The sequence below is a fragment of the Rhizobium ruizarguesonis genome (assembly GCF_017357285.1).
GTDB classification, from domain to species: domain Bacteria; phylum Pseudomonadota; class Alphaproteobacteria; order Rhizobiales; family Rhizobiaceae; genus Rhizobium; species Rhizobium ruizarguesonis.
On sequence record NZ_CP071678.1, the window covers coordinates 4,934,897 to 4,958,760 of the forward strand.

The 23,864-nt window shown below is 58.9% G+C and carries 22 protein-coding genes; 14 read left to right on the forward strand and 8 right to left on the reverse strand.

The window, feature by feature from the left end:
* Window positions 1-66 precede the first annotated feature (66 nt).
* From J3P73_RS24035 to J3P73_RS24045, 3 genes are all read right to left on the reverse strand, one after another.
* Window positions 67-1,092 carry an ABC transporter permease gene (locus J3P73_RS24035; protein ID WP_012759467.1) on the reverse strand — a complete coding sequence of 342 codons (1,026 nt, stop codon included), beginning with the start codon at window positions 1,090-1,092 and terminating at the stop codon, window positions 67-69.
* Between the two features lie 34 nt (window positions 1,093-1,126).
* Window positions 1,127-2,668: a sugar ABC transporter ATP-binding protein gene (locus J3P73_RS24040; protein ID WP_018071950.1), complete on the reverse strand. Its 1,542-nt coding sequence runs from the start codon at window positions 2,666-2,668 to the stop codon at window positions 1,127-1,129.
* 69 nt (window positions 2,669-2,737) lie between these two features.
* The gene (locus J3P73_RS24045) at window positions 2,738-3,667 is read right to left on the reverse strand and encodes a sugar ABC transporter substrate-binding protein (RefSeq protein ID WP_018071949.1); all 930 of its coding nucleotides are present in this window, start codon (window positions 3,665-3,667) and stop codon (window positions 2,738-2,740) included.
* 373 nt (window positions 3,668-4,040) lie between these two features.
* Here J3P73_RS24045 and J3P73_RS24050 point away from each other — a divergent pair, with 373 nt between their 5' ends.
* Window positions 4,041-4,538 (forward strand): DUF1993 domain-containing protein, encoded by a 498-nt coding sequence (locus J3P73_RS24050; protein WP_130692995.1) that lies wholly within the window; start codon window positions 4,041-4,043, stop codon window positions 4,536-4,538.
* 130 nt (window positions 4,539-4,668) lie between these two features.
* On the opposite strand, the gene J3P73_RS24055 is transcribed toward J3P73_RS24050, so the two are convergent.
* Window positions 4,669-6,228: an alkaline phosphatase family protein gene (locus J3P73_RS24055; protein ID WP_130692996.1), complete on the reverse strand. Its 1,560-nt coding sequence runs from the start codon at window positions 6,226-6,228 to the stop codon at window positions 4,669-4,671.
* On the reverse strand, window positions 6,206-7,189 hold the full coding sequence (galE, locus tag J3P73_RS24060) for a UDP-glucose 4-epimerase GalE (protein ID WP_018071947.1): 984 nt from the start codon (window positions 7,187-7,189) through the stop codon (window positions 6,206-6,208). The genes J3P73_RS24055 and galE overlap by 23 nt, the downstream gene beginning before the upstream one ends.
* Before the next feature lie 268 nt (window positions 7,190-7,457).
* On the opposite strand from galE, the gene J3P73_RS24065 reads away from it, so the two are divergent.
* Together J3P73_RS24065 and J3P73_RS24070 are read left to right on the forward strand one after the other, a co-directional pair.
* Entirely contained in the window at window positions 7,458-8,102 is a 645-nt protein-coding gene (locus tag J3P73_RS24065; protein WP_130692997.1) for a ThuA domain-containing protein, read from the forward strand.
* 156 nt (window positions 8,103-8,258) lie between these two features.
* Window positions 8,259-8,828, forward strand: coding sequence for a GNAT family N-acetyltransferase (locus J3P73_RS24070; RefSeq protein WP_130692998.1), 570 nt, complete (start codon window positions 8,259-8,261; stop codon window positions 8,826-8,828).
* A gap of 34 nt (window positions 8,829-8,862) precedes the next feature.
* On the opposite strand, the gene J3P73_RS24075 is transcribed toward J3P73_RS24070, so the two are convergent.
* Window positions 8,863-9,117 (reverse strand): DUF2934 domain-containing protein, encoded by a 255-nt coding sequence (locus J3P73_RS24075; RefSeq protein ID WP_018448355.1) that lies wholly within the window; start codon window positions 9,115-9,117, stop codon window positions 8,863-8,865.
* A gap of 198 nt (window positions 9,118-9,315) precedes the next feature.
* On the opposite strand from J3P73_RS24075, the gene J3P73_RS24080 reads away from it, so the two are divergent.
* From J3P73_RS24080 to J3P73_RS24090, 3 genes are all read left to right on the forward strand, one after another.
* Window positions 9,316-10,752, forward strand: a complete 1,437-nt coding sequence (locus tag J3P73_RS24080) for a DUF6880 family protein (protein ID WP_130692999.1) — start codon at window positions 9,316-9,318, stop codon at window positions 10,750-10,752.
* 34 nt (window positions 10,753-10,786) lie between these two features.
* Window positions 10,787-11,347: a DsbA family protein gene (locus tag J3P73_RS24085; protein WP_130693000.1), complete on the forward strand. Its 561-nt coding sequence runs from the start codon at window positions 10,787-10,789 to the stop codon at window positions 11,345-11,347.
* A 437-nt stretch (window positions 11,348-11,784) separates the two neighbouring features.
* On the forward strand, window positions 11,785-13,233 hold the full coding sequence (locus J3P73_RS24090) for an adenylate/guanylate cyclase domain-containing protein (protein ID WP_130693001.1): 1,449 nt from the start codon (window positions 11,785-11,787) through the stop codon (window positions 13,231-13,233).
* Window positions 13,234-13,466: 233 nt separating this feature from the next.
* Here J3P73_RS24090 and J3P73_RS24095 read toward each other — a convergent pair whose 3' ends face one another.
* Window positions 13,467-13,889, reverse strand: a complete 423-nt coding sequence (locus tag J3P73_RS24095) for a very short patch repair endonuclease (protein WP_342357674.1) — start codon at window positions 13,887-13,889, stop codon at window positions 13,467-13,469.
* Window positions 13,890-14,126: 237 nt separating this feature from the next.
* On the opposite strand from J3P73_RS24095, the gene J3P73_RS24100 reads away from it, so the two are divergent.
* Window positions 14,127-16,463, forward strand: coding sequence for a sensor histidine kinase (locus tag J3P73_RS24100; RefSeq protein ID WP_207579711.1), 2,337 nt, complete (start codon window positions 14,127-14,129; stop codon window positions 16,461-16,463).
* Between the two features lie 814 nt (window positions 16,464-17,277).
* Here the strand turns inward: J3P73_RS24100 and J3P73_RS24105 are convergent.
* The gene (locus J3P73_RS24105; RefSeq protein WP_207579712.1) at window positions 17,278-18,582 is read right to left on the reverse strand and encodes a DNA cytosine methyltransferase; all 1,305 of its coding nucleotides are present in this window, start codon (window positions 18,580-18,582) and stop codon (window positions 17,278-17,280) included.
* Window positions 18,583-19,006: 424 nt separating this feature from the next.
* Here J3P73_RS24105 and J3P73_RS24110 point away from each other — a divergent pair, with 424 nt between their 5' ends.
* Genes J3P73_RS24110 through J3P73_RS24140 form a run of 7 tightly spaced genes read left to right on the forward strand, consistent with a single transcriptional unit; the run spans window position 19,007 to window position 23,858 of the window.
* On the forward strand, window positions 19,007-19,291 hold the full coding sequence (locus J3P73_RS24110) for a hypothetical protein (protein WP_130762517.1): 285 nt from the start codon (window positions 19,007-19,009) through the stop codon (window positions 19,289-19,291).
* A 6-nt stretch (window positions 19,292-19,297) separates the two neighbouring features.
* On the forward strand, window positions 19,298-20,461 hold the full coding sequence (locus J3P73_RS24115; RefSeq protein ID WP_207579713.1) for a plasmid recombination protein: 1,164 nt from the start codon (window positions 19,298-19,300) through the stop codon (window positions 20,459-20,461).
* Window positions 20,458-21,132, forward strand: coding sequence for a hypothetical protein (locus J3P73_RS24120; RefSeq protein ID WP_207579714.1), 675 nt, complete (start codon window positions 20,458-20,460; stop codon window positions 21,130-21,132). The genes J3P73_RS24115 and J3P73_RS24120 overlap by 4 nt, the downstream gene beginning before the upstream one ends.
* Entirely contained in the window at window positions 21,129-22,607 is a 1,479-nt protein-coding gene (locus tag J3P73_RS24125; protein WP_207579715.1) for a DotA/TraY family protein, read from the forward strand. Before J3P73_RS24120 ends, J3P73_RS24125 begins: the two co-directional genes overlap by 4 nt.
* Entirely contained in the window at window positions 22,607-23,095 is a 489-nt protein-coding gene (locus J3P73_RS24130) for a hypothetical protein (RefSeq protein ID WP_207579716.1), read from the forward strand. The genes J3P73_RS24125 and J3P73_RS24130 overlap by 1 nt, the downstream gene beginning before the upstream one ends.
* The gene (locus J3P73_RS24135) at window positions 23,092-23,265 is read left to right on the forward strand and encodes a hypothetical protein (RefSeq protein ID WP_207579717.1); all 174 of its coding nucleotides are present in this window, start codon (window positions 23,092-23,094) and stop codon (window positions 23,263-23,265) included. Before J3P73_RS24130 ends, J3P73_RS24135 begins: the two co-directional genes overlap by 4 nt.
* Window positions 23,262-23,858, forward strand: coding sequence for a hypothetical protein (locus J3P73_RS24140; RefSeq protein ID WP_207579718.1), 597 nt, complete (start codon window positions 23,262-23,264; stop codon window positions 23,856-23,858). The genes J3P73_RS24135 and J3P73_RS24140 overlap by 4 nt, the downstream gene beginning before the upstream one ends.
* The last annotated feature ends 6 nt before the right edge of the window (window positions 23,859-23,864 follow it).

Consider the following 23,864-nt stretch of genomic DNA (forward strand, 5'->3'; position numbering starts at 1 on the left):
AATCCGTCGGCGCTGAAAACGAAACGGGGGCCGAAGCCCCCGCAAGAAAACCATCGCATGCGGAGATCAGTGCTTGCGGCGTTTCTTCTGTCTGTAGACGTCGATGACAACAGCCGCGATGATAATGAGACCCTTGACGATCTCCTGGTAATAGGCGTCGATCCTGAGGAACGTGAAGCCGGAGGTCATGACACCGAGAATGATGGTGCCGATGACGGTGCCGGTGATGCGCCCGACGCCGCCGGTGAGCGAGGTGCCGCCGATGACGGTCGCGGCGATCGCGTCGAGTTCATATCCGACACCCATGCTGGCCTGTGCGGTTTCCGCACGTGCCGCTGTGACGATACCGGCAAGGCCGGCAAGCAATCCGGCAATCACATAGACCTTGACGAGATGCGCCTCGATGTTGATGCCGGAAACACGCGCAGCCTGCGGATTCGCGCCGATGGCATAGGTGAACTTTCCGTAACGGGTATAGCGCAGCGCAATATGAAAGATCAGCGCGACGACCAGGAAGACGACAACCGGCCAGGCTTTCGTTCCGATGAAATGAAACTGCTCGGTGATCCCGGAAACCGGCTGTCCCTTCGTATACCACTTCGCCACGCCTCTGGCCGAAACGAACATGCCAAGCGTGGCGATGAACGGAGGGATTTTCGTGTAGGCGATGAGTGCGCCGTTCGCGAGGCCGGCGGCCGCCCCGATCAGCAGACCAACGACGATAGGCACGAAAGCCGGCAGGTCGGTCAGCGAGGGAAAGACGGCCCGTCCCCAGGTCGACGACTGGGCGAAGCTTGTTGCGATCATCGCCGTCATGCCGACGACCGAACCCGACGAAAGGTCGATGCCGCCGGTGATGATGACCTGCGTAACGCCGACGGCGATGATGCCGATGACGGAGACCTGCAGGATCATGATCGTCAGACGCTGCGAATTCATGAGGAAGCTCTGGCCGATGAACATCCAGCCGAGCACTTCGTAGATGAGCGCGATGCCGACGAGCACAAGGAAAATGCTGAGTTCCGTCGGTATGCGCCGCCGCCTTTGCCGGGTTGCGAGCGGAGCCGCGCCCTCTGCTGCCTTGGTAGTCATGTCAAACCTCCCTTGGGCAATCGCCGTCAACGCATCACTGCGCTGCCAGCTCCATCACCTTGATCTGCGTTGCTTCGTCGCGATTGAGGAAACCGGTCACGCGTCCCTCGTGCATGACCATGATGCGGTCGCTCATCCCGAGAACTTCGGGCATCTCGGACGAGATCATGACCACCGCCACACCATCTCGCGCCATTTCCGTGACCAATCGGTGGATTTCCGCCTTGGCGCCGACATCGATACCGCGCGTCGGCTCGTCGAGGATAAGGATGCGCGGCTCGGTGAGCAGCCAGCGCCCGATCAGCACCTTCTGCTGATTGCCGCCCGAAAGATTTTCCACCCGCTCGTACAGATTGGGCGTTTTCACGCGCAGCTTTTTTGCCATGTCTTCGCAGGTTGCCTCGACTGCGCCCTGCTGCACGAAGCCGCCCTTGACATATCTGTCCTGCAGAACGGCGATCTGCATGTTCTCGAGAATATCGAGGATCAGCAGGCAGCCGGTATCTTTCCGGTCTTCGGTCAGGAACGCCATCCGATTGCGGATGGCCTCGGTCGGCGAAGAAATGGCCACCGGCTTGCCATAGAGCTCGATCGAGCCGGAGCTTGCCGGCGTCACCCCAAACAGCGTTTCGGCGACATTCGACCGGCCGGAGCCGACGAGGCCGGCCACGCCGAGGATTTCACCGGCCCTGACCTCGAAGGAGACGTTCTTGAAGACGCCGTTGAGACACAGATCCTTGACGGAGAGCACGACCTCGCCGATCGGCACCTCTTCCTTGGGAAACATCTGGGTGATCTCGCGCCCGACCATCATGCGGATGATGTCGTCGCGGGTGACGTCGGTCGAGGCATGCGTGCCGATATATCGGCCGTCGCGGAAGACGGAGAACTCGTCGGCGATCTCGAAAAGCTCGTTCATCTTGTGGGTGATGTAGACGATGCCGATGCCCTGGGCCCTGAGGTCGCGGATAATACGGAAAAGATGCTCAACCTCGCGCTCCGTCAGCGCCGAAGTCGGCTCGTCCATGATCAGCACATCGGAATTATAGGAAACCGCCTTGGCGATCTCGACCATCTGCCGGTTGGCGACCGACAGGAACCGGACCTCGATATCGGGATCGATGGCGATATTGAGGCGAGTAAACAATTCCTCGGTCATGCGGTGCATCACGCCGTGATCGATGAAGCCGAAGCGGTTCTTCGGTTCCCGGCGAATCCAGATATTTTCGGCGACCGTCATGAACGGCATCAGGTTCAGTTCCTGATGGATCATGGCAATCCCGTTCTCCAGCGCGTCGAGCGGAGATTTCAGCTGGATCTCGATCCCTTTCAGGCGAATATCACCCTTGTCGGGCGTATAGATGCCGGCGAGGATCTTCATCAATGTCGATTTGCCGGCGCCGTTTTCGCCCATCAGCGCATGCACGGAGGCGCGCTTCAGCCGGAACTGCACGTCGTCGAGTGCGACGACTCCAGGAAATTCCTTGCGGACACCCTCGGCACTCAAGAGATATTCCGCATTCGGGACTGCGCCGCTCGCGCGCACGGCGGCCATGGTTGTCGGGCTGACGGCCATATCATCTCCTCCGGATACGGGTAAACGAAAAGGATGCGGGCAAAGCCCGCATCCAGTGTGGCGTTCGCCTCAGTTCTTGGTGACGAAGTCCTTGACGTTGGCAGGCGTCACGAGCTGGAAGGGAATGTAGACCTTCTTGTCGATCTTTTCGCCCTTGGCGAGCTTGAGCGCCGCATCGAGCGAGCCCTTGCCCTGACCGGCGGCATCCTGGAACACCGTGACGTCGAGATCACCCGCCTGCATGGCGGCAAGCGCGTCCTGCGTGGCGTCGACACCGCCGACGACAACCTTGCTCATATCCTTGCCGGCTGCCTTCAGCGCCTGGATGGCGCCGATTGCCATTTCGTCGTTGTTGGCGATCACGGCATCGAATTCGATGCCGCTGGAGAGCCAGTTGGTCATCAGGTCGGCGCCCTGGGTGCGGTCCCAGTTCGCCGTCTGCTCTTCGACGATCTCCAGACCCTTGCATTCATCTGTCTTGATGACGTCGTGAACGTCCTGGGTGCGCATGCGCGCAGCCTGGTTGGAAAGCTCGCCCATGATGACGACGGCCTTGCCCTTGCCGCCGAGAATGCGGCAGACTTCCTTGGTTTCCAGCGTGCCGGATTCCTGCTCGTTGGATGCAACGAAGGCCTGCTTCTCCGGCAGCGTGTCGACGTTGACCGGCTGGCGGTTGACGTAAACCAGCGGAATGCCGGCATCAGCCGCGAGCTTCGACATTGCCGTGGTCGCATCGGTATCGACAGGGTTGACGATGATTGCATCGACCTTGGAGGCGATGAAATTCTGGATCTGGCTCTGCTGCTTGGAAACGTCGTTCTGCGCGTCTTCGACCTGCAGCGTCACACCGCTGAGTGTCTTTGCATAATCGGTCATGCCGTTGCGCAGAACCGTCAGGAAATTGTCGTCGAATTTCGCCATCGAGACGCCGACGGTTTCTGCGTGAGCCGCCGTCGACATGACGAGCGCCATCGCAGTGCCCAGGATAAACTTTTTCATTTTACTTCCTCCACAAAGCGGTGCCCGGCTGCACCCTCCTCACGCCGGAGCTCCAGGCATTTGCTCTGAAGCCGCATTCCCCTGCGCCACCTCTCCCGCGGCGCTCCGCAAAACGGAACAAACAAACCGTTAAATCTGTTCTGCGGAATATTCATTCCATTTTCTGGGAACGACGTCAAGTCTCTTTAGCGGCGTCGAGATATGGATGAGGGCGCAATGCCATGCGGGCGTCAGGACCGACGCCCGCATTGTCGGTGTTGTGAAAGGCGAAACGAGCATCCATCTATGCAGGGTCGAAGGCAGGCTCACGGCCGCAGGCGCCTTCGACCTCTCGCCGCGACCCAATCATTTGAAGATTTTGGAGACAGGACAAATGTCCATTTCGATGTATCGCCTCACCGTTCCGATGTTCCAGCGCGGCCTCGCCAGCCTGAAAACCTACCTCGACAAGGCCGAAGCCTATGCGAAGGAAAAGAGTATCGATCCTGCCATATTGGTGGCCGCTCGCCTCGCGCCCGATATGCTGCCGCTCTCCGGCCAGTATCAGCGCGCCAGCGACACCGCCAAATTTGCGCTCGCCCGCCTGACGGCGACCGACGCCCCGAAGTTCGAGGATAACGAAACGACGTTCGACGACCTGCGTGAGCGCCTGGCAAAGACCAGCGCCTATCTCGGCGGCTTCTCGGCGCAGACACTGGAAGGCACAGAAACCCGCCAGATCACCCTGCCGGGAAAGAGTGGTATCGTGCTGCCGGGTGACGAGTATATCGCCACCTTCGCCCTGCCGAACTTCTACTTCCACGTCGCGACGGCCCACGCCATCCTGCGTAACCAGGGTGCTCCGATCGGCAAGCGCGATTATCTCGGCTGAACCCCGGTTCGGCTCGGCTAGAACACTGCATCATTCTTTAAATCGAAATCGATTTAAGGATAAAATTATGCGGTGATTCAAAGTGTTACAGCGTCCTTTGCGCGTCTGAAAGACGCGCGGCGCTGTAATATCAGGGCCGGTGCGTCACCGGCCCTCTTTCCGTCAATTCGGTATAGGCGAGCGTCTGGTCGAGATGGCGTGCTCGGAGCGACAGCAGCTTCTCGGCATAGTCGAGCCGTATCGCCGCATAGGCCGGATCCGCCGCGACATTGTCGAGTTCCATCGGATCGTCGGCAAGATTGAAGAGCAGCGGCGGCAAAGCGGCAAAATGCACATATTTGAACCGCGCGTCGCGGATCACCGCGAGATTGCATTCGTTGGACCGCAGCCGGAAATGCTGCTCGGCCTCGCCATGCGCAATGTCGCGGAAATCGAATTCCCAGAATGCCGCGTCCCGCCAGCCCTGTCCGCTCCCATCCCTGACAAACGGCATGAGCGATCGGCCATCGAGCCCGTTCTTCGCGTCGATGCCGAGCCTTTGGCAAAGTGTCGGAAAAATATCCGCAGCGCTGGTGAATTTGTCGACGACCCCACCCGCAGCACTGCTTGCGGGATCGCGAATGACAAGCGGAATATGATAGCTGCCATCGAAGAAACCGCCCTTGCCGAGCATCCAATGATCGCCCGCCATCTCGGCGTGGTCCGAGGTGAAGACAACAAGCGTGTCGTCCCAGGCGCCCGCATCCTTGAGGGCCTGCCAGATGCGGCCGAGCTGTGCATCAACCTCTGATATCATGCCGTAATAGATCGCCCGGATCGCGGCAAAATCCTCGGTGTTCCAGCCGCTGAGCGGCCCCGTTGCACCGTGGATAAAGTTGCCCTTGTCAGAGCGTGGCATGGCATATGCGAGATAGGGGTGACTATCCTGTTCCGCTTCGCGGTTTGCCGCGCGCGCAAAAGCCGGTCCCTCGCCCGGCGTGAACATTCGGTTGAACGGCTCCGGCACGGAGAATGGCGGATGCGGACGTAAGAAAGAGACATGCGCAAACCACGGCCTGTCCTGTTCGCCCATCCAGCGGATGAACTCGCCGGCCAGAAAAGCCGTCTGGGTCTCATCGCGCGAATAGGCCGGTGACGCATCGGAAATGTCTCCGGCTCCAGCACCGACCGGAATATGGATATCGCGACTGACGGCATCCGCATGACCACGGGACTTGAGCCAGGAGAGCCATTGTCTTTCGTGCTCGGGCAGAAGCTGGCGGGCCGTAAAACCCGGCAGCACGCCTTCATAACTCGTCAGATGCGGATCGCCGGTATCCATCCCGCGCGGATCGGGCGCCGTATCCGTGTAGCCGAACAGCGTCGGGTCGTATCCCGCCCGCCGGGCCGCCAGCGCCAGATTGTCGAAGCGAGCATCGAGCGGCGAACCGTTGCGGCAGACGCGGTGGCTCATCTGATAGAGACCGGTATAGAGCGTGGCCCGCGCCGGTGAGCAGGGCGCCGCCCCAGCATAGTGCCGCCGGAAGAGGGTGCCTTCGCGCGCCAGCGCATCGACACCCGGCGTCTTTACGCAGCCATGGCCGACGGCCGACAGGCAATCGCCGCGCCACTGGTCCGCCGTGATCAGCAGGATGTTCGGCCGGCGCGCTTTCTCGATGCTGGTTGGCTCAATGCTGGTTGGATTTTGCATGCCAGTCCCAGGCGGAGCGGATGATCTCAGACAGATCATACTGCGGCACCCAGCCGAGCACATCGCGCGCCTTGTCGTTATTGGCGACCAGCGTGTGCGAATCGCCTTCGCGACGGCCGATATATTCGACCGGGAAAGGCCGGTTCGACACGTCCTCGATGGCGCCGAGCAATTCCTTGACCGTCGTGCCGGTGCCGGTGCCGAGGTTGAGCGCGACGGAATCGCCGCCCTTCAGCAGATATTCGACGGCGCGCACATGCGCATCGGCAAGATCCAGCACATGGATATAGTCGCGCACACAGGTGCCGTCGCGGGTCTCGTAATCGCTGCCGAACACCTTGAAACCCTGGCGACGGCCGAGTGCCGCGTCGATCGCCAGGGGTATCGCATGCGTTTCCGGCTGGTGCCATTCGCCGATCCGGCCCTCGAAATCGGCGCCGGCCGCATTGAAATAGCGCAGCACCACCGAGCGCAGGCTCCTGTACTGGTCGTAATCGGCAAGCGCCTGTTCGACGATATATTTCGTCCGCCCGTAGGGATTGATCGGCACCTGCCGGTGCGTCTCGTCGAGCGGCACGCTCTGCGGCAGGCCGTAGGTGGCGCAGGTGGAGGAGAAGACGAAGGCATTGATGCCGGCCGCCTGTGCCGCCGAAAGCAGCGTCAAAGTGCCGATCACATTGTTCTCGTAGAAGGAAACCGGATCCTTGACCGATTCGCCGACCTCGATCAGCGCCGCGAAATGCAGGATCGCCGCCGGCTTGTGCTTGGCCAGCACCTCGTCCAGCCGGGCGCGATCACGAATATCGCCCTCTTCGGCCGGGCCCCATCTGACGAACTCGCGATGGCCGTTCGAAAAATTATCAAAGACGACAGGCGCATAGCCCTTGTTCGCCAGGTCGAGGCACGTATGCGAGCCGATATAGCCGGCGCCGCCGACGACAAGAACCGTTTCACCTGCCATGCACCACCCTTACTATTCATTGAGAGATGGGAGAAACCTAGACGAGATACACGTCAATAAAAAGAAGGAACTGCGATCGGCGTCAACGGACAATACGTCAAATGCCGAAGCCACGCTCGACCGGGTGCGATCCGCCGCCCGTGCAATTTGTGCCGGATCAGCAGAAAACACAAATTATTCGCGTGATTTGCATAGCCGCCCGATCTAAGGGGCTTGCACCACCATGTGATGATCAACGGTCTGCAGCCATCAGGTAGGGAGAGCGCGAATGAGGAAGGCATTGGTCGTTTGGGGCGGCTGGCAAGGCCACGAGCCGGAGCAATGCGCCGATATCGTCGCCGATCTCCTGCGCGAGGACGACTTTACCGTCGAGGTAACCGGCGATCTCGGCGTGTTCGGATCTCCGACGCTGGCGAAGGCCGATCTGCTGGTGCCCATCATTACCGGCGAAACGCTCGAAAAGCCTCATGCCGCTGCCCTGGTCGAAGCGGTGCGCGGCGGGCTCGGGCTTGCCGGCCATCACGGCGCACTCGCCACGTCCTTCAAGGAAAGCGCCCCTTTCCGTTATGTCTCCGGCGTCACCTGGGTCGCCCATCCCGGCAATATCATCGACTTCCGCGTTGCCGTCACCCGCCAGGACGATCCCGTCATGGAGGGCATTCCGGACTTCGACTACCGTTCGGAGCAATATTACCTCCACTATGATCCCACCGTCGAAATCCTTGCAACCACCACCTTCACCGGCGCCTACGATTCGGCAGCCCGCAATGTCGTGATGCCCGTCGTCTTCAAGCGCCATTTCGGTGCTGGCCGCATCTTCTATTCCGCCCTCGGCCATGTCGCAGCCGAATTCGACCATCCCTACATGCCCCTCATCCTGCGGCGGGGCCTGAGCTGGGCCGCACGCCAGTAGCGCCGGGACGATCGCCCTCGGACGAAGATCGGCGGCGACAGCCAAACGATGTCGGCGGCTGAAGAACGAGCATTCAAGCTGGAGGGCCAGCCTCGCCTGATCGGCCGGCACGGGCGACCGCTTGCCGATCGTCCGCCCGCGCCATAATTTGCCCGGATGCAGGATCGCTTCTCTTTCTTCTCCGCCACCGCCGACCGCCTGGCCGATATAGAAGCGGTCTTCGACGATTGCGCCGACGGCCGGAATTGTCACTGCGCCTACTGGTATCGTCCGAATGCCGACTACAAGGCGGGATGGGGCGAGGGAAATCGCGACTGGTTCCGCAGCCTAGTCGCCGAACCGCGCCCGCCCGGCATTCTCGGCTATCACGAGAACGAGCCGGCTGGATGGTGCGGCGCCGCGCCGCGCGTGGTGTTCGACCGGCTGCGCCGTTCAAAACCCTTTGCGCCGGTCGATGACAGGCCGGTCTGGTCGATCAATTGCTTCATCGTCCGCAAGCCGTTCCGGCGGCAGGGCCTGTCGCGACTGCTATTGAAACACGCTGTTGAATTCGCAAGCGCGAACGGCGCCGAATGTCTCGAAGCCTACCCTGTCGATCAGGCAGCCCGTGCTTCGAACGGAGCCGAGCTCTATCCGGGAACGCTATCGATGTTTCTGGATGCCGGTTTCGCCGAAGTGGCAAGACGCCTGCCGGCAAGACCTGTGGTCCGTCTGGAATGCCGCTGAATATTTCGGCACTCAGGGGATTGATAAATACGGCCTAGCGAGCCGCTTTGATCTGCCGGTCGTTCTCGACGGCGGGCGCCGCCTCGTCATAGATCCGCATCAGCCGCCCGGCTGCCTTCAGCTTCTCGATGAGATCGTTTCCATCAGGCGAGGCCTTCGTCAGCTCCAGTTGCTCGAATTCCCTCAGCGCCTGCGCCCAGTGGCTTTCCCCACGCCCATCCGGCCTGCCTTCCGATTCCCATAGCGAATAAGCGCGCTGGCTGACCCAGGCGTCTTTATTATGACTCATAATCAACCCCAGCGAGAAATTTGGAAGCAATATTCGACAGGCAACAAGGTGCCAAAACCGGCTTTAGGAGTCGTTACGAGGCAGCGTTAGTTTTTAGCTAATAGCGAGGCGCATAGGATTATCCCGTGCACACATTCCGGACCTTGGCCTCGTACCGCCTGCAGGGTAGGGTCATTGCAGAAACGACAGCGATGACCGATGGCAGCCAAGACAACACTCAATGCGAAGAATCTCGAATCCCTTGGTGCGCAGCGCCTTGCCGAGCTGCTGGTCGAGATCAGCATGGGCAGTGCTGCCCACAAGCGACGGCTTCGAATGGAGCTTGCCGGCAATCACGGCAGCGCCGAGGTGGCGCGTGAGGTGCGAAAGCGGCTTGCCAGCATCGCCCGCGCTCGCACTGTCATCAACTGGCGCAAAGTGAAAGCGCTGAAGAGCGATCTGGAAACGCAGCGCAAGACGATCGCAGAGACGGTTGCCGCCGATGATCCCCAGGAGGCTTTCGAACTGATATGGCAATTCCTCGCGCTGGCGAATTCGATCTTTGAGAGATCCAGCGACAGCAGCAGTTCTCTCATCGAAAGTTTTCATCAGGCTTGCGAGGATGCTGCCGCAATCGCCGCGTCCGCCAGGATCGGCTCCAATGTCCTGGCCGACAAGGTGTTCAAAGCCGTGCAAGACGATGGCTACGGCCAGTACGATAACCTGATTACGGCGATGGCGCCAGCTCTCGGCAAGGATGGTCTCGATTGCCTGAAAATCCTCTTCGTCCAATGGTCCAAGGAGCCGAAAGACATGCCGGCGGAGGACAAGCGCGAGATCATCGGCTGGGGCAGCGCGGGCCCCCTTTACGAGGATGAGATCGACGGCACTCAGCGAGATCTGACGGTGCGCATAGCCTTGCAGGAAATTGCCGACGCCCAGGGCGATGTTGATGCCTACATCGCTCAGCAATCCGAGAAAACGCGCAAGATGCCGATGATTTCGGCCGACATCGCCAACCGTCTGGTCTCGGCCGGCCGGCCGAAGGAAGCACTTGAGGTGCTGAATGAGGTCGAGACGACAAGCCAGGCTGATAGGCCATTCGAATGGCAGCTCGCGCGCGTCGAGACGCTCGAGGCCCTGGGGCGCGCAGAGGAGGCGCAGTCCTACAGGTGGACATGCTTCGAGCAGTCGCTGCATGGCGAGCACCTCAAGGCTTTCCTCAAGCGGCTGCCGGATTTCGACGATCTCGAGGCCGAGGAGAAGGCATTCGCTTATGCACAGGCTTTCCCGGACGTCCACCAGGCACTTGCATTTTTCCTGAATTGGCCGGCACCTGCCGAGGCAGCAAAACTCGTGATGAGGCGGAAGGCGGAACTGGACGGCAATCTCTATGAGCTGATGCCGGCGGCGGCCGAAGCTCTGGCGGAGAAACATCCGCTTGCGGCAACCATCGTCTTGCGCTCCATGATCGATTTCACGCTCGATAGCGGCCGGTCCAGCCGCTATAAGCATGCGGCGAGGCATCTTGCGGACTGCGCGTCCTTTGCGCCTCATATCAATGACTTCGGCAACGCAAGATCCCATGACGTCTATGTCGCAGAACTCAAACGTCGGCACGGCAAGAGGCATGGCTTCTGGAGCCAGGTGACCTAAGTCGCTTCAGATATCTCACCTTCAGAGGAATTCCATGACGACCACCGCCTGGCACGCCGATCCGCTGACTTGGGGCAATGGACCGCGCATTTTCGAGGCCTTTCTGGAGCCGACCTGCCCTTACTCGGTCAGAGCGTTCAACAAGCTCGACCAACTGCTCGGCCAGGCGGGCGAAGACAAGATCACCGTGAAGATCCGCCTGCAGTCGCAACCTTGGCATATGTATTCGGGCGTCCTCGTCCGCTGCATCATCGCAGCCTCAACGCTGGAAGGCGGCAAGCAGACAGCAAAGAAGGTGATATCAGCCATTGCAGCCCATCGCGAGGAGTTCGAGTTTGAACGCCATGCCGGCGGCCCGAATATGGATGTGACGCCGAACCAGATCATCGAACGCCTGGAAGCCTACAGCGGCGTCAAGCTGAAAGAAGCCTTCGCCATCCCGGATCTCGACCGGGAGATCAAATGGCACTGCAAATATGCCCGGCAGAACGGCATCCATGTCTCGCCGACCTTCATGATCGACGGGCTGGTGCAGTCCGACATGAGCAGCGGCGATGAGGTTGGAATCTGGGTGAAGAAGGCGCTGGGCAATTGACGCCGGCCGTGTGCCAGAGACTATCTCCCCGCCTATCTGTCTGCTGCCAGTTCTCGACCGCCATGAATATCCATGTGTCGCGATTTTCCCATCTGCTTATTCCCTGGTTCAAGACTGGTTTCGCAAGCTAGACAGCCATGTAGACATGTAGCTGCGTGCCACGCCGCCGGACCCAGGCTTGCCAGCGGTCTCTGAGTTTTCGGATCGTCCGCCATCAGATTTCCAACAACGTGGTGAAGATCTGCGTAGGACGCCTTTGGAAGCGTATTCGCAAAACCCCGCTCCCTTCCACGACCTTGTGTCAGCAGGGTTCATTCGGTAGAATCGGGGCCGGTAATCTACAGCGGCAGGTGAAGGTTCGAGTATTTCGCTCGTTGGGAGCTCGATCCCGGTGGCGCACCGAAATTCCGCTCGTAGCGCCTGCGGACAACTTGACCATGACTGGCGTCGACGATCGGCTACTCGAAAGCAAGATGATCCAGATCGAGCAGGCTCGATCCTGGAGCCCGCGCGTGATCTCTAAGTTCGAAGCGCTAATTAGGGACGGCGACGACCTCTCCCTTTATCGTGTCAATCCGCTGGCGTTGGCACGTGACCGCGCGATAACTGACACGGAATCCATTGACCTGTTCCTCCATGCCACCCGATGCGGCCTGTTCGAGATGACCTGGGATGTGCTTTGTCCCCAATCCGGAATGGTGCTCGACAGTTTCGGCGCCTTGCGCACGCTCAAGACCCATTATGTCTGTGGCTTGTGCGACGTATCGGGCGAAACTGATCTCGATGACTTCATCGAAGTTACGTTCTCCGTGTCGCCGCATCTTCGGCGGCTACCGTTTCATGATCCCGACTCGCTCTCGGTCGAAGACTTCCACTGGAAGCTTCGCTTCGCCAACGACGGGAGGCTGCCCGGCCAGCAAGCTCGATTTCTAGACTACCTGCGCGGATTGGTCCGCGGCCTCACTTATCTGCCGCCGAGCTCGAGCGTCACGCTACGGGCGGAGCTGGGTCCTGGTGTTCTCTCCGGCGTGAATGTACAAACGCAAGCCGCCTTCATGACGCCGATATCAGGTGAGCCGGCCACAGCGCCCACGCTGCTGCGGGTCAGCTATGATGGGCAACGCTTTTCCCCGGCCCTGGCCGTTTTATCGCCGGGCCCTTGTATCATCGAGGTGGAGAATACAGGACCCGTTCGTGGCTCGCTGCTTTTGATAAACTGGCCGCCCGAGGTGGCAGCCCTAACAATCAAGCCGCAGCTCGAATTCGAACCGTATATCTCCGGCGGGATGTTGCTAGCAAGGCAGACCTTCAGACGCTTGTTCCGGTCAGAGCGAATCGACGAGCGGGAAGGGCTCGGCATTCGCCAAGTGACTTTCCTCTTCACAGACCTAAAAGGTTCAACGGCTCTGTATGAACGCCTGGGCGACCTGAACGCCTACGCCTTGGTGAGGGAGCATTTTGCTCTCCTCGAATTGACGGCACAGCAACATTCCGGCGCCATCGTAAAGACGATCGGCGACGCGGTGATGGCCGTCTTCTCTCGTCCAACAGATGCAGTTTCAGCAGCATTGCAGATCTTAAAGGAAATCGAGCGTTTCAATCTCGAACATGGTGAGCCGGGCATCATCCTCAAAATCGGTGCACACTGCGGCCCATCGATAGCTGTCACATTAAACGATAATCTCGACTATTTTGGTCAGACCGTAAATGTTGCCGCCCGCGTGCAATCTCTAGCAGATGCTGGCGAGATTTGTATCTCGGAAGCGCTCTATACGGCGCCAGGTGTCATTCATCTCCTGACTGGCCACCATGTCGTGGAGTTTGGTTCCTCACTCCACGGAGTTGAGGGCAATGCTTCCGTGTATCGCATCATCAACGGACCATAACCACCTGCGTCGGCCTCTTGGGGACGGGTTGCTTCAGCCGCGCCGCAGATATGGCCCCGCAGTCAAATGTGACGCACGTCAAAACCGCACGTTTTCGCACGTGCTTCATTGCATGATAATTATGTTTGATGGCGGAGAGGGTGGGACTCCTGCCTACCCGCCAGAAAAGCCCAGAAACAAAGGGGTTTCGAGACGTCGGCCTGATGCTGTGTGTACCAATGCTGTGGCCCACGTCATATCCTGCGGTCGGGCAGAAGGTCAAGACTCGTGGAACTGTGGCCAGTGATCTGTCTCGCTAGCTGCAGTGCTGTGGGATCAAGGCGTGACCGTGCGGATACCTGGCACTCCCAAACGACGAAGACCCTCCAACCCAGAGCTTCCAGGTCTGAAGTGACCCTCCGATCGCGGTCGGCATTTCTTTCAAACTTGGCATTCCAGAAGTCAGGATTGGATTTTGGGTTTGACGCCACCTTGCACTCCAGATGACGATGCCAGAAGCAGCCGTGCACGAAGACCACCGTCTTATGACGGGAGAAAACGAGATCAGGCTTTCCGGGGAGGCCCGCTCCACCAAGCCGATATCTCAAACCCAACCGATGTACCGCCTTCCGAAGCGAGATTTCAGGTTTGGTATCCTTTGAGCGGATTCGTGACATGCGCGTGGAGCGTTCGCTCGGGGTAAGAAAATCGACCAAATACTGCTCCCGCTGCTTCGTGCCTTTCCCAAAGGGAGGACCAGAACGCTTGATTCCATCTTTGGAAATTCATTGATATAGACACCAGCCACAAAAGCATCAGCAACCACTGAATGTCGACGATACAGTCCCGCCGATTTTTCCGTGTAGAGGTGGCTTAGCCCCTATTGCAGCAGCTTATTTGGAGTAAAAGAAGGCATGGGGACAGAGACTTTTCGAATCAGCTCGTATCTAAAAGATATTATTGGTCGCGACCTCGTGACCAATGAGTTTGTCGCAATATTCGAACTTGTTAAGAATTCGTTCGACGCAAAAGCAAAGAAGGTCGACATTGAGTTCGATCCTGGGGAACGAACAATTACGATTGTCGATGACGGTATCGGAATGTCCCAAAAGGATATTCGCGATAAATGGCTGTTCGTTGCGTACTCGGAAAAGGCTCTTGTTGACCCCGATACTTACCGGGACAAAATCAAGCCAGCTGGCCAGTTTGCCGGTAGCAAAGGCATCGGCAGATTCGCTTGTGATACCCTCGGGCAGCAATTAGAGCTATACAGCCGAGTGGAAGGCAGCAAGTCCATATCAAGATTGGAAATTGATTGGACGAAATTCGAAGCAAGCAGCACCGATGAATTTCAAGACGTTCAGGTGAACCTTGGCACCGTTAGGGCTTTCCCTTCCGTTGCAAATGCCAACGCGCCTGCTGCGAATGGTACTGTCCTGGTAATCAGGAACACACGTCAGGAATGGAATGCTGATCGGATTCGGCGGCTGCGCAAAGACCTAGCAAAGCTGATCGATCCGTTTGGCACCACCACCCATGTGAAAGTCCAAACGTGGTTGCTAGATGGCTCCACTGAGCAGATAGAAGGCGTGGACGGGCCGGTTGGCAATGACGTCGCTGGACTGCTGCAGGAAAAAACAAGTCGAATCGAGGTCGTGATAGAAGGCGGCACGATCGCGAGCACCCTTTTTGACCGTGGCCGGAAGATTTACGCCATACGTGAGCCGTCGCCATTAAGCGACCTAAGTGATTGCCGCGTTGAAGGACACATCTACTTCCTGAACAGGTCTGCGAAACATACGTTTACTGTTCGCATGGGAGTGCGACCAATTGAGTTTGGAAGCATATTTCTATTCCTCAATCGGTTCCGAATTTTTCCGATAGGGGAAGAATTTGACGATACCTTCGGGCTAAACCGAAGGAAGCAACAAGGGCAATCTCGTTACCTTGGAACCCGCGATATCATCGGTCGGGTTGACGTCACGGCCCCTCCAAAGATGTTCCGCGAAGTGTCGAGCCGTGACGCCGGACTTGTCGAGGACGCCCGAAGTCGCGCCCTGTTCGACGCAATCCGGAGGTACATGATCTTTCGGCTCGAAAGATATGTCGTCGGCGTGAATTGGGCAGACGCCCGCGATCAAGAACGCGATACAGCTGAGGGTCTTGAGACAGATAGGGCGCGGGAACGGGTTCTGTCTGTCATTGGTACACTGGCTCGAACCAAAGACGTTGAAATCCTATACTACGACAAAGAATTGGTCAGGGTGTCCGACGATCCCGATCAGGTGACCGACGCGGCGCTCAAGGCGATGTCCGAGGTCGCAGAGAGCAGGGGAGATAACTCGCTCCTGCGTCAGGTGGAAGACGCGCGTAGGCGGATCGAGGAACTTCGTGCTTCGAGAGAAGAGGCGAGAGAGATTGCGCAGCGCGCCATTGAGGAACGGCAGCGAGCCGACGCCATAATCGAGCGACTGGAACAACAAGCCGCGTTTCTTGGACGGAGCCAGGATGTAGATGTCGAGCGTGTCCAACTACTGATGCACCAAGCCATCATTCATTCTGGTCATATTCGCGCAGCGGTCTCAAACGCTGCGCATGAAATCAGGAATGTACTTTCCGGTGCCACACTCCCCGAGGAGTTTGAGTTGGAAGATGTGGGAGATGTGGAGGACATTTTCGCCTCGATCCGACAATCGGCTCGTCGAGTTTCGGTATCCCTAGCAGAAGCGAGTCTTTCAGGCGATAGGCTGCGAACCGTGCTTTCCTTCGCTCCAAACATCCGAGTGGATTTGGAGACTGACGAAGTGCGTGGCGATCTAATGAAATTCCTCAAGGAGTACTTCGAGGTACGCCTGGCAGAGGTTCCGGGGATGCCGCATGCCACCTTCGACGCGTCGGGCTTGTCACTTCACCGCGAGTTCTCACCGGTCGATGTCGCGGTCATTGTCGATAACCTTCAAGACAATGCCCGGAAGGCGAAGGCCAGCAAGCTCGAATTCAAGGCTGCAAAAAAGGGACAGAATGGCGTCGTCATCAGAGTTTCGGACGATGGCTTAGGCATTGATCAACGAAAAGTCGATCCAGCCAAAATATTTGAACGCGGCTACACTGGGTCGGCCACAGGGACTGGACTGGGTTTATATAGCATCCGTCAGATCATCCAGAAGATGGGTGGTACGATCGAACTTGTTGGTGATGGCAGCCGCGCCGATTTCGATATTGCTATTTTTGGGGATAAACATGAATCTTGACTTTGGAATTCTTTGGATTGAAGATTCCTTTAGCCGTGAAGAAGAAGAAAATTTGCGGAGGCGCGTCCTTGAGGCGGGTTTTATTGCAAGAATAGAAGTAATTCCGAACAGCTCCGGAATAGAAGAACTGTCCAGAGAACATGGTCTTTACCACCGATTTGACATTATACTTCTTGACTATCGCCTGAAGGATGAAAACGGCGACGATATCGCACCTGCGATCCGTAGATTGTTCCCATCTACTACTATGCTATTTTATTCAGGTAGCGTCCCAGAAGACAGCCTTCGCCAGATGATCGCCGAAAAAAAGGTCGAAGGAGTTTATTGCAGCGCTCGGGAACGCTTCATTGACCGGACGGGCGGACTCATTGACCAAACGGCAAGATCGCTGGACAGGCTCTCGGGAATGCGGGGACTGGCGATGCGGGTTGTCGCGGAATGCGATGATGTCATGAAGAAGGCCATACAGTGCATGGCCGCGCGCGATACAAACTGCGCCGCGAAAGTGTCAGAACTCGACGAGGACGTCCTAACATTTGTAGCGTCGATGAAGGAAAAGTACGAAGCAGCCCTTGAGGTCGATCTGGATGCGCGCTTCGGTACATTGGCAGTAGACAGCACGAAGCTCTTCAAGCATTTTCGACGGCTCACCCAGGTGGTTGCAGCCGACCCCAGGCCATTCGGCCTCAGTGCCGAGCAAGTTGAACGGTTACGTGAATTGAGGCGGCTTAGCGCCCAATACGACAAAAAAGTCCTCAAGAAGCGAAATATCCTTGGCCACGTCATTGAAATCAGGGGCGAAGCAGGCTGGGTGCTACAGGGAAGCGATGAGATCGGTGTCGGGGATTTCCCGGAAATCCGACGGGTCTTTGCGGCGCACATCGACGCCCTCCGCGAAATGAGCGATCTCATTCATTTCACGTTGCCGCAACAAGCCTAGCAGCATTTCGCCAAGCGCTTCGGCCAAAAGCGGAGGAACAGCGTTCCCGACCTGAGTGAAACGGGGACAGGCGTCCTTTCGTCGTGGTCCGCCCGTTGTGTAGGGGCCTTGAAACGAGAACCAATCCGGGAATGACTGCAGGCGCGCATGTTCGCGGACAGTCATTGCCCTTGGCTCAGAGTAGTGGATGAAGTCGTCAGGCAGCGTCCCAATCGTCGGAGACGGTACGTTCGGATCGAGCGGCGTGGTTGACCGCTTCTTGATACCGAGGCGCATCCTGTCCTCTGGTCGCAAACACACACCACGCTCACAGTTATCGAGAATGTTTTTCATGCGCTGAGCGGCCGCCTCAGTATGGCGCGGCAGGCGCATGTCGGTCGGCTGGGCAGGACTTCGAATTCTCATCAGTTGCTGAAAAGGGCTAGATGACGTAGCCCCGCGCCGCAAGGTCTTGAATCCGCGATGGCCCCATTCGGCATCGAGGTCCAATCCATCAATTGCTTCAAGGTCGGAGATCGCAGCCTTCGCACCCGTTTCCCCCGGACCAAGCCCCCTTGCCTTGAGGAAAGCCTTTCGGCTCACGCGCATTCTCTGAATTGGATCAATCCCGCACAACGCACCTTTGATGGCCGCAACGAGCACGAACCGCGGTCGTCGCTGTGGTACACCCCAATCCGCGGCGCGCAAGACATCGCACCATGTGTCATACCCGAGATCATCCAGCACCCGAGCCACATAGTCGCGGTAGGTCCCGCCAGTTCGATGGTTCATCGACTGGAAGCCGACGACGTTCTCCAGCAAGACGAGACGTGGCCGTAGAATTTCGACATACTCCAGGTAAACGTCAACCATGCGACTTCGGGGATCATCCGGACGACGCAGGCCGTTCATGCTGAAACCCTGGCATGGGGGGCCGCCAGCGATCAGGTCAACCTTTCCGCGAAGGGCAAAGAGTTCTGCTTGATGTTGTACCAAAAGGTCCTGTGCATACCAGGCCCGTTTTTCCAGCCATCTGGGCCAGCTGTGGGCTGCGGAGCGCCTGTCCAATAGATTATGCTTGTAGGTTGCAAATGCATCAGGATGGGCCTCGACGCCAAGCAGGGTCTTGAAACCGGCCTTACCCAACCCAAGCGAAAGGCCGCCGCATCCGGCGAAAAGGTCGATAGTTGTTGGTTTCATGTGATTGGCATCGCATGGCGTTCATGGATTGTCCAGGGCGATAGCATCAGACAAGCCATCCACGATGTCCTTCATTCATTGTCAAATCTCTATGGGATGACGCATGCGGATTATAGTTTTGAGCCTAGATAGTTGAGGTTTACAAGTGGTTAAGTAGCAGATCGTACGTTCGCTCGCCCTTGCCACAGCAGTCTGGACCAGCATGTTCAGCCCCGCGGCAGAGAAACTGCCCGAGCATCCAACGGAGGCAACGCCAAGGGAACACCCGGTTTCCTCGACGCCAGTGCGGCGACATCGCCCCCTCGAAGAGCCGATGCTTAGAACGCAGTGATAAGCTGTATTCGGTCTATACAGTTCACTTTTCCTTTGTTTTCCTGACCGCCGGCAAGCACGATTCCCTAGTAATACATACTAGGAGGAAACAATGTCGGCAGTAATCTTTACGGACATCGAAATCGATCGGGCTATCGCGGCGATCGGGGCCACCATCAGCGCGATCGACCAGAGCCGCTACGACTTCGGCTTTCACAGCCGGGCGTTGCCCGAAGAATTTGAGGAAAACTACGATACGTTGGCGGCGGACAGAAATGCCGCGATCAATAATGCCCGCGAGGTTCTAAACCTGCTGGGTGCGGAGCGAGAAAGACGGCGTCTTGAAGAACTCCGCCGCATGGTCGAATGGGTTTTGCCGGGACTGCCGACCGAGTAGCCTGCAATGGCCTATCAGTTCGCGCGTATCGGGCTTTACAGCCGTTCCGGCAAAGCGGGGCGGACGACGGACTACATCTTTGATGAGGTCTCGCGGGTGCCGTCGGCGTCAGTGCATGTGACGTCGCCGAAGCCGCCAGAGGTCGTTTATGGTATCGATGCCGACGCGGTGCGTGCACTGCACGACGAACAGGCGGCGGCGGCCAAGACCCCGCGGACGGACAAGAACGGCAAGACGACGCTGAAGGCGATCCGCAAGGACCAGAACACCTTGGCTGGCTTAATTTTCAGCCATCCGGTGACCATGGACGAGTACCGCACCAGTGCCGATGTCCGCCGCGACGTCGCCGACTGGGAGCGACGGTCGATTGCCTGGCTTCGGGAGCGGCATGGGGACAGGCTGGTGTCTGTCATTCGCCACACTGACGAAAGCCACCCACATCTCCATGCGTACCTGCTTCCCGACGACATGGAAATGCGGGCGGGTCTGCTGCATCCCGGCTACCCCGCCAAGAACGCTGTCCTCGCCGCTGGCCCGCTTCCCGGAGAAGACAAGAAGGCCATGGGGAAGCGGGCCGACCGCGCCTATGTCGCCGGCATGCGGCGCTGGCTCGACGATTACCACGAGAAAGTAGCGATCCCCGCCGGCCTGACACGCCTTGGCGCGGGGAAGCGCCGCCTGACACGGGCGCAATGGCATGCGGAGAAGGCCCAGGCGGCGGCACTCAAGCAGGCCGTGGAGCGAGCTGCCGTCGTGGAAGCGAAGGGCCGCGCCTACATCGATCGAACCAAACGCAACGCGGCAGCCATCAGGGCGGATGCCGCGAAGACGAAGGCTTCGGCGGATCGCTTGAAAGGCTTCGGCGGGTCCGTCCGTGCTGTCCTCGATGGAGCGCGGGAATCCTCTCTACGTGAGAGTGTCCGGCAGGAATACGCCGCGGAGATCGCCGCTGCGAAGGCTGCCGCAGAGAAGGCCAGAGCCACCGCCGGTCGAGAGCGAAACTCACGGCGTGAATTCGAGAAAAAGGCTGCCGATGCCAGCTATGCGTTCCGCCAACAGCGGCAACGCCTCCTCGCTGCGCAGCAGGAAATACGGGTTCTGTCACGGGCGCTTGCCGCCGCGCTGGACGAACCGGCTGCAATACCAACGCCAGAAGGGATGACGCTATGATGAACGCAGGCGAAGAGATTTTCTGGAAGAACGCGCGCGCGGTGTTGCGCGATATCGGAATTTCCCACCTCGATCCGGCACACGGGGCGGCGGTGGACGTCGTGCGGTGGTGCCTGCTGGTCCGCGGGCGACCGACACACCATCGGCAGACCTTTTTAGAGGCGGAGTCTCCAGCACTTCTTGCCTACCTCGAAACGCTGGGGACGTCGGGAGACGCGGCGGACTGGCGGACGCTGGAAGAGCGTATCCGGCTACGAGCGGAAATCCTCCGCGAAGAAGAAATGCAACCGTGTGCGAAGCCGTGGCTTGCGGCGATCTGGCATTGCCTGCCCGAACTGGCGGGGATCGGCCAGACGATCCTCGACGGCGCGGCCGAACTCAAGAGCGTGGCCGATTTCGAAGCTGTGGCCGAGCCGACCGATGCCGACGCGAAGGCCGGCGATGGCGGCGACGACAAGGGCAGTGCGGGCAAGGCCGGATCAGCGGCGAAGCCGAAACCCTCTCCGCGGCTGGCCTTGCCTGTCGTCGCTGTCGTGCTGACTGAAGCCGAAATGAAGGCGCTCGATCTCAGTGGCGACGCCGACGCCGATGCGAAGAACGACACCACGCCTGACGGTCCAGATGGAACGAGCGCTCCGAAAGGTCCGAAAATGCCAGGAGGCCCAAAATGATTGATCTCCTCGCCGAACCGCCATCAACCGATATCGCATGGCAGATGGTCAATGCCGTGCTTCCTAGTGAAGCGACGACGATGTACGGCCGCGTTTTCCAGGTCCTCACGTCGGCCCTCTTCTTCCTTGGTGGGCTCTTCTTCGCCTACCAGTCTGTGCAAGGCATCGTTGCCTCGGCCCGCACCGGGCAGGCGCTTGGCGAGCGGTGGCATACCATATGGACGCCGCTACGTGTGGTCCTCGGCCTCGGCCTGCTGGCCCCCATGCCGCAGACAGGGTTCTCTAGCGTCCATTACCTCCTCCGCGACTTCGTTGCCCGGCCTGGTGTCAATCTCGGCAATGCCCTGTCGAATACGGGCATCACCACCGTCGTCAAGGAGGGCGTCACCATAACGCCCGCATCCTCGAACGGGTCGAGCGTCGCGATGACGATATTGCGGCACGAAGTTTGCGCGGCGGTTTACAATCAAGCCGGAAGCGTTTGGGGCTGGAATGCGCGTTTGCCCGATCCAGAGGGGGCTGAGACGGGGACGGGCATTTTCGGGTCAGAGTTCCGCCATACCTGGGGCTATGGTCCGACCTGCGGCCAGTTCTCGCTCAGCGCCCTCGACGATCGCCCGTCTTTTTCGAAGGTGCGGCGTGAGGCAATAAAGGCGTTCGTGGTTGCCTTCCGGACGGAGGCTGGCCGATACGCGCGCCTTGCCGCCGAAACTTCGGGCTTGTCCTCGGCGGACGCAGCGGCAAAGGCGGTGACGTTCAATGTGCTGTCACCTGATCTCGTCCAGCGCATCCGCTCCATGGGTGCCGCCTATGATCGTGCAATAGCGGCGGCGGCGAAGGAAGAGGCCAATACCATCGCGGCCGGCTCCCGTGACGCGCTTGTCGAGGACGCCCGCAAACTGGGTTTCCTGACGACGGGAATGTATTGGAGAACCTTGGCGCAAATCTCGGACGTTACAACGTCCATGACCAACGAGAGGCCCGAAGATACCCCGCCGCGCGTCGATGGGGATTTTGGCGAAGCGATACAGAAGGCATTCGCCGCTCTTCGGTTGCAGGTGTCGGGCGAAGCCGAGCGCCAGGCTTTGAGCGCCAACGATTTTTCCTCGGCAGGCGACGAAACCGCTGACCTCGCGACGAAAATCCTCGCGCCGATATCCCGTTCGATAGTTGAATGGGCGGCAACCCCTGCTGACAACGGGCAGGATCGCGACGAGATGGGGGCGCTCATTTCCTCGGGCCACGCGATGATGGCGGGCGTAACCGCCGCGATCGCCTTGGGCGGCGCAATTGCGGGCATCGCGGGCAATGATATAGCGGATTTCTTCGGGGCGTCCGCCGTCAATTATTTCCTAGACTGGTCGAAGTTCGTGATCATCCCCATCTGGATCATCGGCGCGCTCAGGGCGTACGTGATCCCCTTCATGCCGCCGTCTTCATGCTCGTATCCGGCGTCGCCCTGCTTGCCTCGCTGATGGAAGCGATGATCGCCCTGCCGATCTGGTGCCTTCGCTGGCTGAAGATGGACGGCAACGATGATTTCGCGGGAGACAGCGTCAAGCTCGGCCTGCTTTTCACCGTCAATATTTTCTTGCGGCCCGCATTGGCCATGCTCGCGATCTTTGCCGCATATGGAGTCTTCAACCCTGTCCTCGGAATGCTGGACCGGCTATGGGCAACGGCATTCCTTGCGCAGTCGGGTGGGCATGTCGTCGGGCTTCCTGGTTACATCCTGCTGACCTTCGGACAGACTTACATGATCTGGTACGTCGTTATGAGGACTTACGGGCAAATATGGGCTCTCCCTGACCGTGTGCTGGCTTGGTTCGGTCAAAGTACTTCTTACGGCGAGGCCGGGTTCGTCTCCGGCGCGTTCGGCGGAATGTTGGCGCTTGCCGGACGCGGCACATTGCCCAAGACTGGTCTTCCAGGGCTTTCGAAAAAGGGAGGGAAATCGAAATGAAGAAACTCATGATCTGGACTACGAGCGGGTTTGTTCTGGCGCTGGCCTGCGGATTGGCGGGGTTGCCGCACCTGTCGGCCACGCTCGTCACGTTGACGGTGTTCTGTGCCGCGCCGGCTCTCGTCGTCGCGGGGCTCGATGCCCTGTCTTGCGCGGGGACCGACGCATGAGAAGCGAACTCAACTTAGCGGAAGCACACGGCCCGATCGGTTGGGTGAGCATCGGTGATTTTTTTCCTGCTCTTTCCCATCGCCGGCCTGATCTCGTGGACCCTAATCTTGGGATCGCGCGTCGGGTGGTGGCGACTTCCCGAAGAACGGGAGAGCAAAGAATGAAGGCTCTGATGACCGCTCTTACCTTCGCCACAGCCGCGCTGTCCGTGGTCACAATTAGGCCAGCAGCAGCCGAGCCCAGTTCCCGCTACGTCCGTTTGCCAGGGCATCAGCTTGCAGGACAATATTGTGGGGTTTATCCCGACGGGAGCTATCAAAAAGAGCCCTGCTGGTTCTTCGATTCCCGGAAAGAAGTCTATTATCGGGAGGCGGATGGCGATCAAATCGTTGACGGCTACCCGGAGGCGATGATCCCGGCAAACGGGTATGAGTATCGCGATGTGCCGAGCTTTTTGCGGATTGTGTACACTCCGAAGGGGCCGAGGGTGCGTGGTATACCGCAACCCGGCGACTACAAAATTACAGTCTGGAAACATGGGGAGCGTGTACCGACCCTCGAAAACCCCCTGCGATTCATTCCGCGTGATTGAGGCTCC

Excerpts from the sequence above, each read along its gene's own strand:
- J3P73_RS24130 (WP_207579716.1), top strand. The coding sequence starts at position 22,607 with ATGGAAGCGATGATCGCCCTGCCGATCTGGTGCCTTCGCTGGCTGAAG.
- J3P73_RS24050 (WP_130692995.1), top strand. The coding sequence starts at position 4,041 with ATGTCCATTTCGATGTATCGCCTCACCGTTCCGATGTTCCAGCGCGGC.
- J3P73_RS24100 (WP_207579711.1), top strand. The coding sequence starts at position 14,127 with ATGGGGACAGAGACTTTTCGAATCAGCTCGTATCTAAAAGATATTATT.
- J3P73_RS24075 (WP_018448355.1), bottom strand. The coding sequence starts at position 9,117 with ATGAGTCATAATAAAGACGCCTGGGTCAGCCAGCGCGCTTATTCGCTA.
- J3P73_RS24040 (WP_018071950.1), bottom strand. The coding sequence starts at position 2,668 with ATGGCCGTCAGCCCGACAACCATGGCCGCCGTGCGCGCGAGCGGCGCA.
- J3P73_RS24140 (WP_207579718.1), top strand. The coding sequence starts at position 23,262 with ATGAGAAGCGAACTCAACTTAGCGGAAGCACACGGCCCGATCGGTTGG.
- J3P73_RS24090 (WP_130693001.1), top strand. The coding sequence starts at position 11,785 with ATGACTGGCGTCGACGATCGGCTACTCGAAAGCAAGATGATCCAGATC.
- J3P73_RS24105 (WP_207579712.1), bottom strand. The coding sequence starts at position 18,582 with ATGAAACCAACAACTATCGACCTTTTCGCCGGATGCGGCGGCCTTTCG.
- J3P73_RS24065 (WP_130692997.1), top strand. The coding sequence starts at position 7,458 with ATGAGGAAGGCATTGGTCGTTTGGGGCGGCTGGCAAGGCCACGAGCCG.
- J3P73_RS24080 (WP_130692999.1), top strand. The coding sequence starts at position 9,316 with ATGGCAGCCAAGACAACACTCAATGCGAAGAATCTCGAATCCCTTGGT.
- J3P73_RS24055 (WP_130692996.1), bottom strand. The coding sequence starts at position 6,228 with ATGCAAAATCCAACCAGCATTGAGCCAACCAGCATCGAGAAAGCGCGC.
- J3P73_RS24120 (WP_207579714.1), top strand. The coding sequence starts at position 20,458 with ATGATGAACGCAGGCGAAGAGATTTTCTGGAAGAACGCGCGCGCGGTG.
- J3P73_RS24045 (WP_018071949.1), bottom strand. The coding sequence starts at position 3,667 with ATGAAAAAGTTTATCCTGGGCACTGCGATGGCGCTCGTCATGTCGACG.
- J3P73_RS24135 (WP_207579717.1), top strand. The coding sequence starts at position 23,092 with ATGAAGAAACTCATGATCTGGACTACGAGCGGGTTTGTTCTGGCGCTG.
- galE (WP_018071947.1), bottom strand. The coding sequence starts at position 7,189 with ATGGCAGGTGAAACGGTTCTTGTCGTCGGCGGCGCCGGCTATATCGGC.
- J3P73_RS24085 (WP_130693000.1), top strand. The coding sequence starts at position 10,787 with ATGACGACCACCGCCTGGCACGCCGATCCGCTGACTTGGGGCAATGGA.
- J3P73_RS24095 (WP_342357674.1), bottom strand. The coding sequence starts at position 13,889 with ATGTCACGAATCCGCTCAAAGGATACCAAACCTGAAATCTCGCTTCGG.
- J3P73_RS24070 (WP_130692998.1), top strand. The coding sequence starts at position 8,259 with ATGCAGGATCGCTTCTCTTTCTTCTCCGCCACCGCCGACCGCCTGGCC.
- J3P73_RS24110 (WP_130762517.1), top strand. The coding sequence starts at position 19,007 with ATGTCGGCAGTAATCTTTACGGACATCGAAATCGATCGGGCTATCGCG.
- J3P73_RS24035 (WP_012759467.1), bottom strand. The coding sequence starts at position 1,092 with ATGACTACCAAGGCAGCAGAGGGCGCGGCTCCGCTCGCAACCCGGCAA.
- J3P73_RS24125 (WP_207579715.1), top strand. The coding sequence starts at position 21,129 with ATGATTGATCTCCTCGCCGAACCGCCATCAACCGATATCGCATGGCAG.
- J3P73_RS24115 (WP_207579713.1), top strand. The coding sequence starts at position 19,298 with ATGGCCTATCAGTTCGCGCGTATCGGGCTTTACAGCCGTTCCGGCAAA.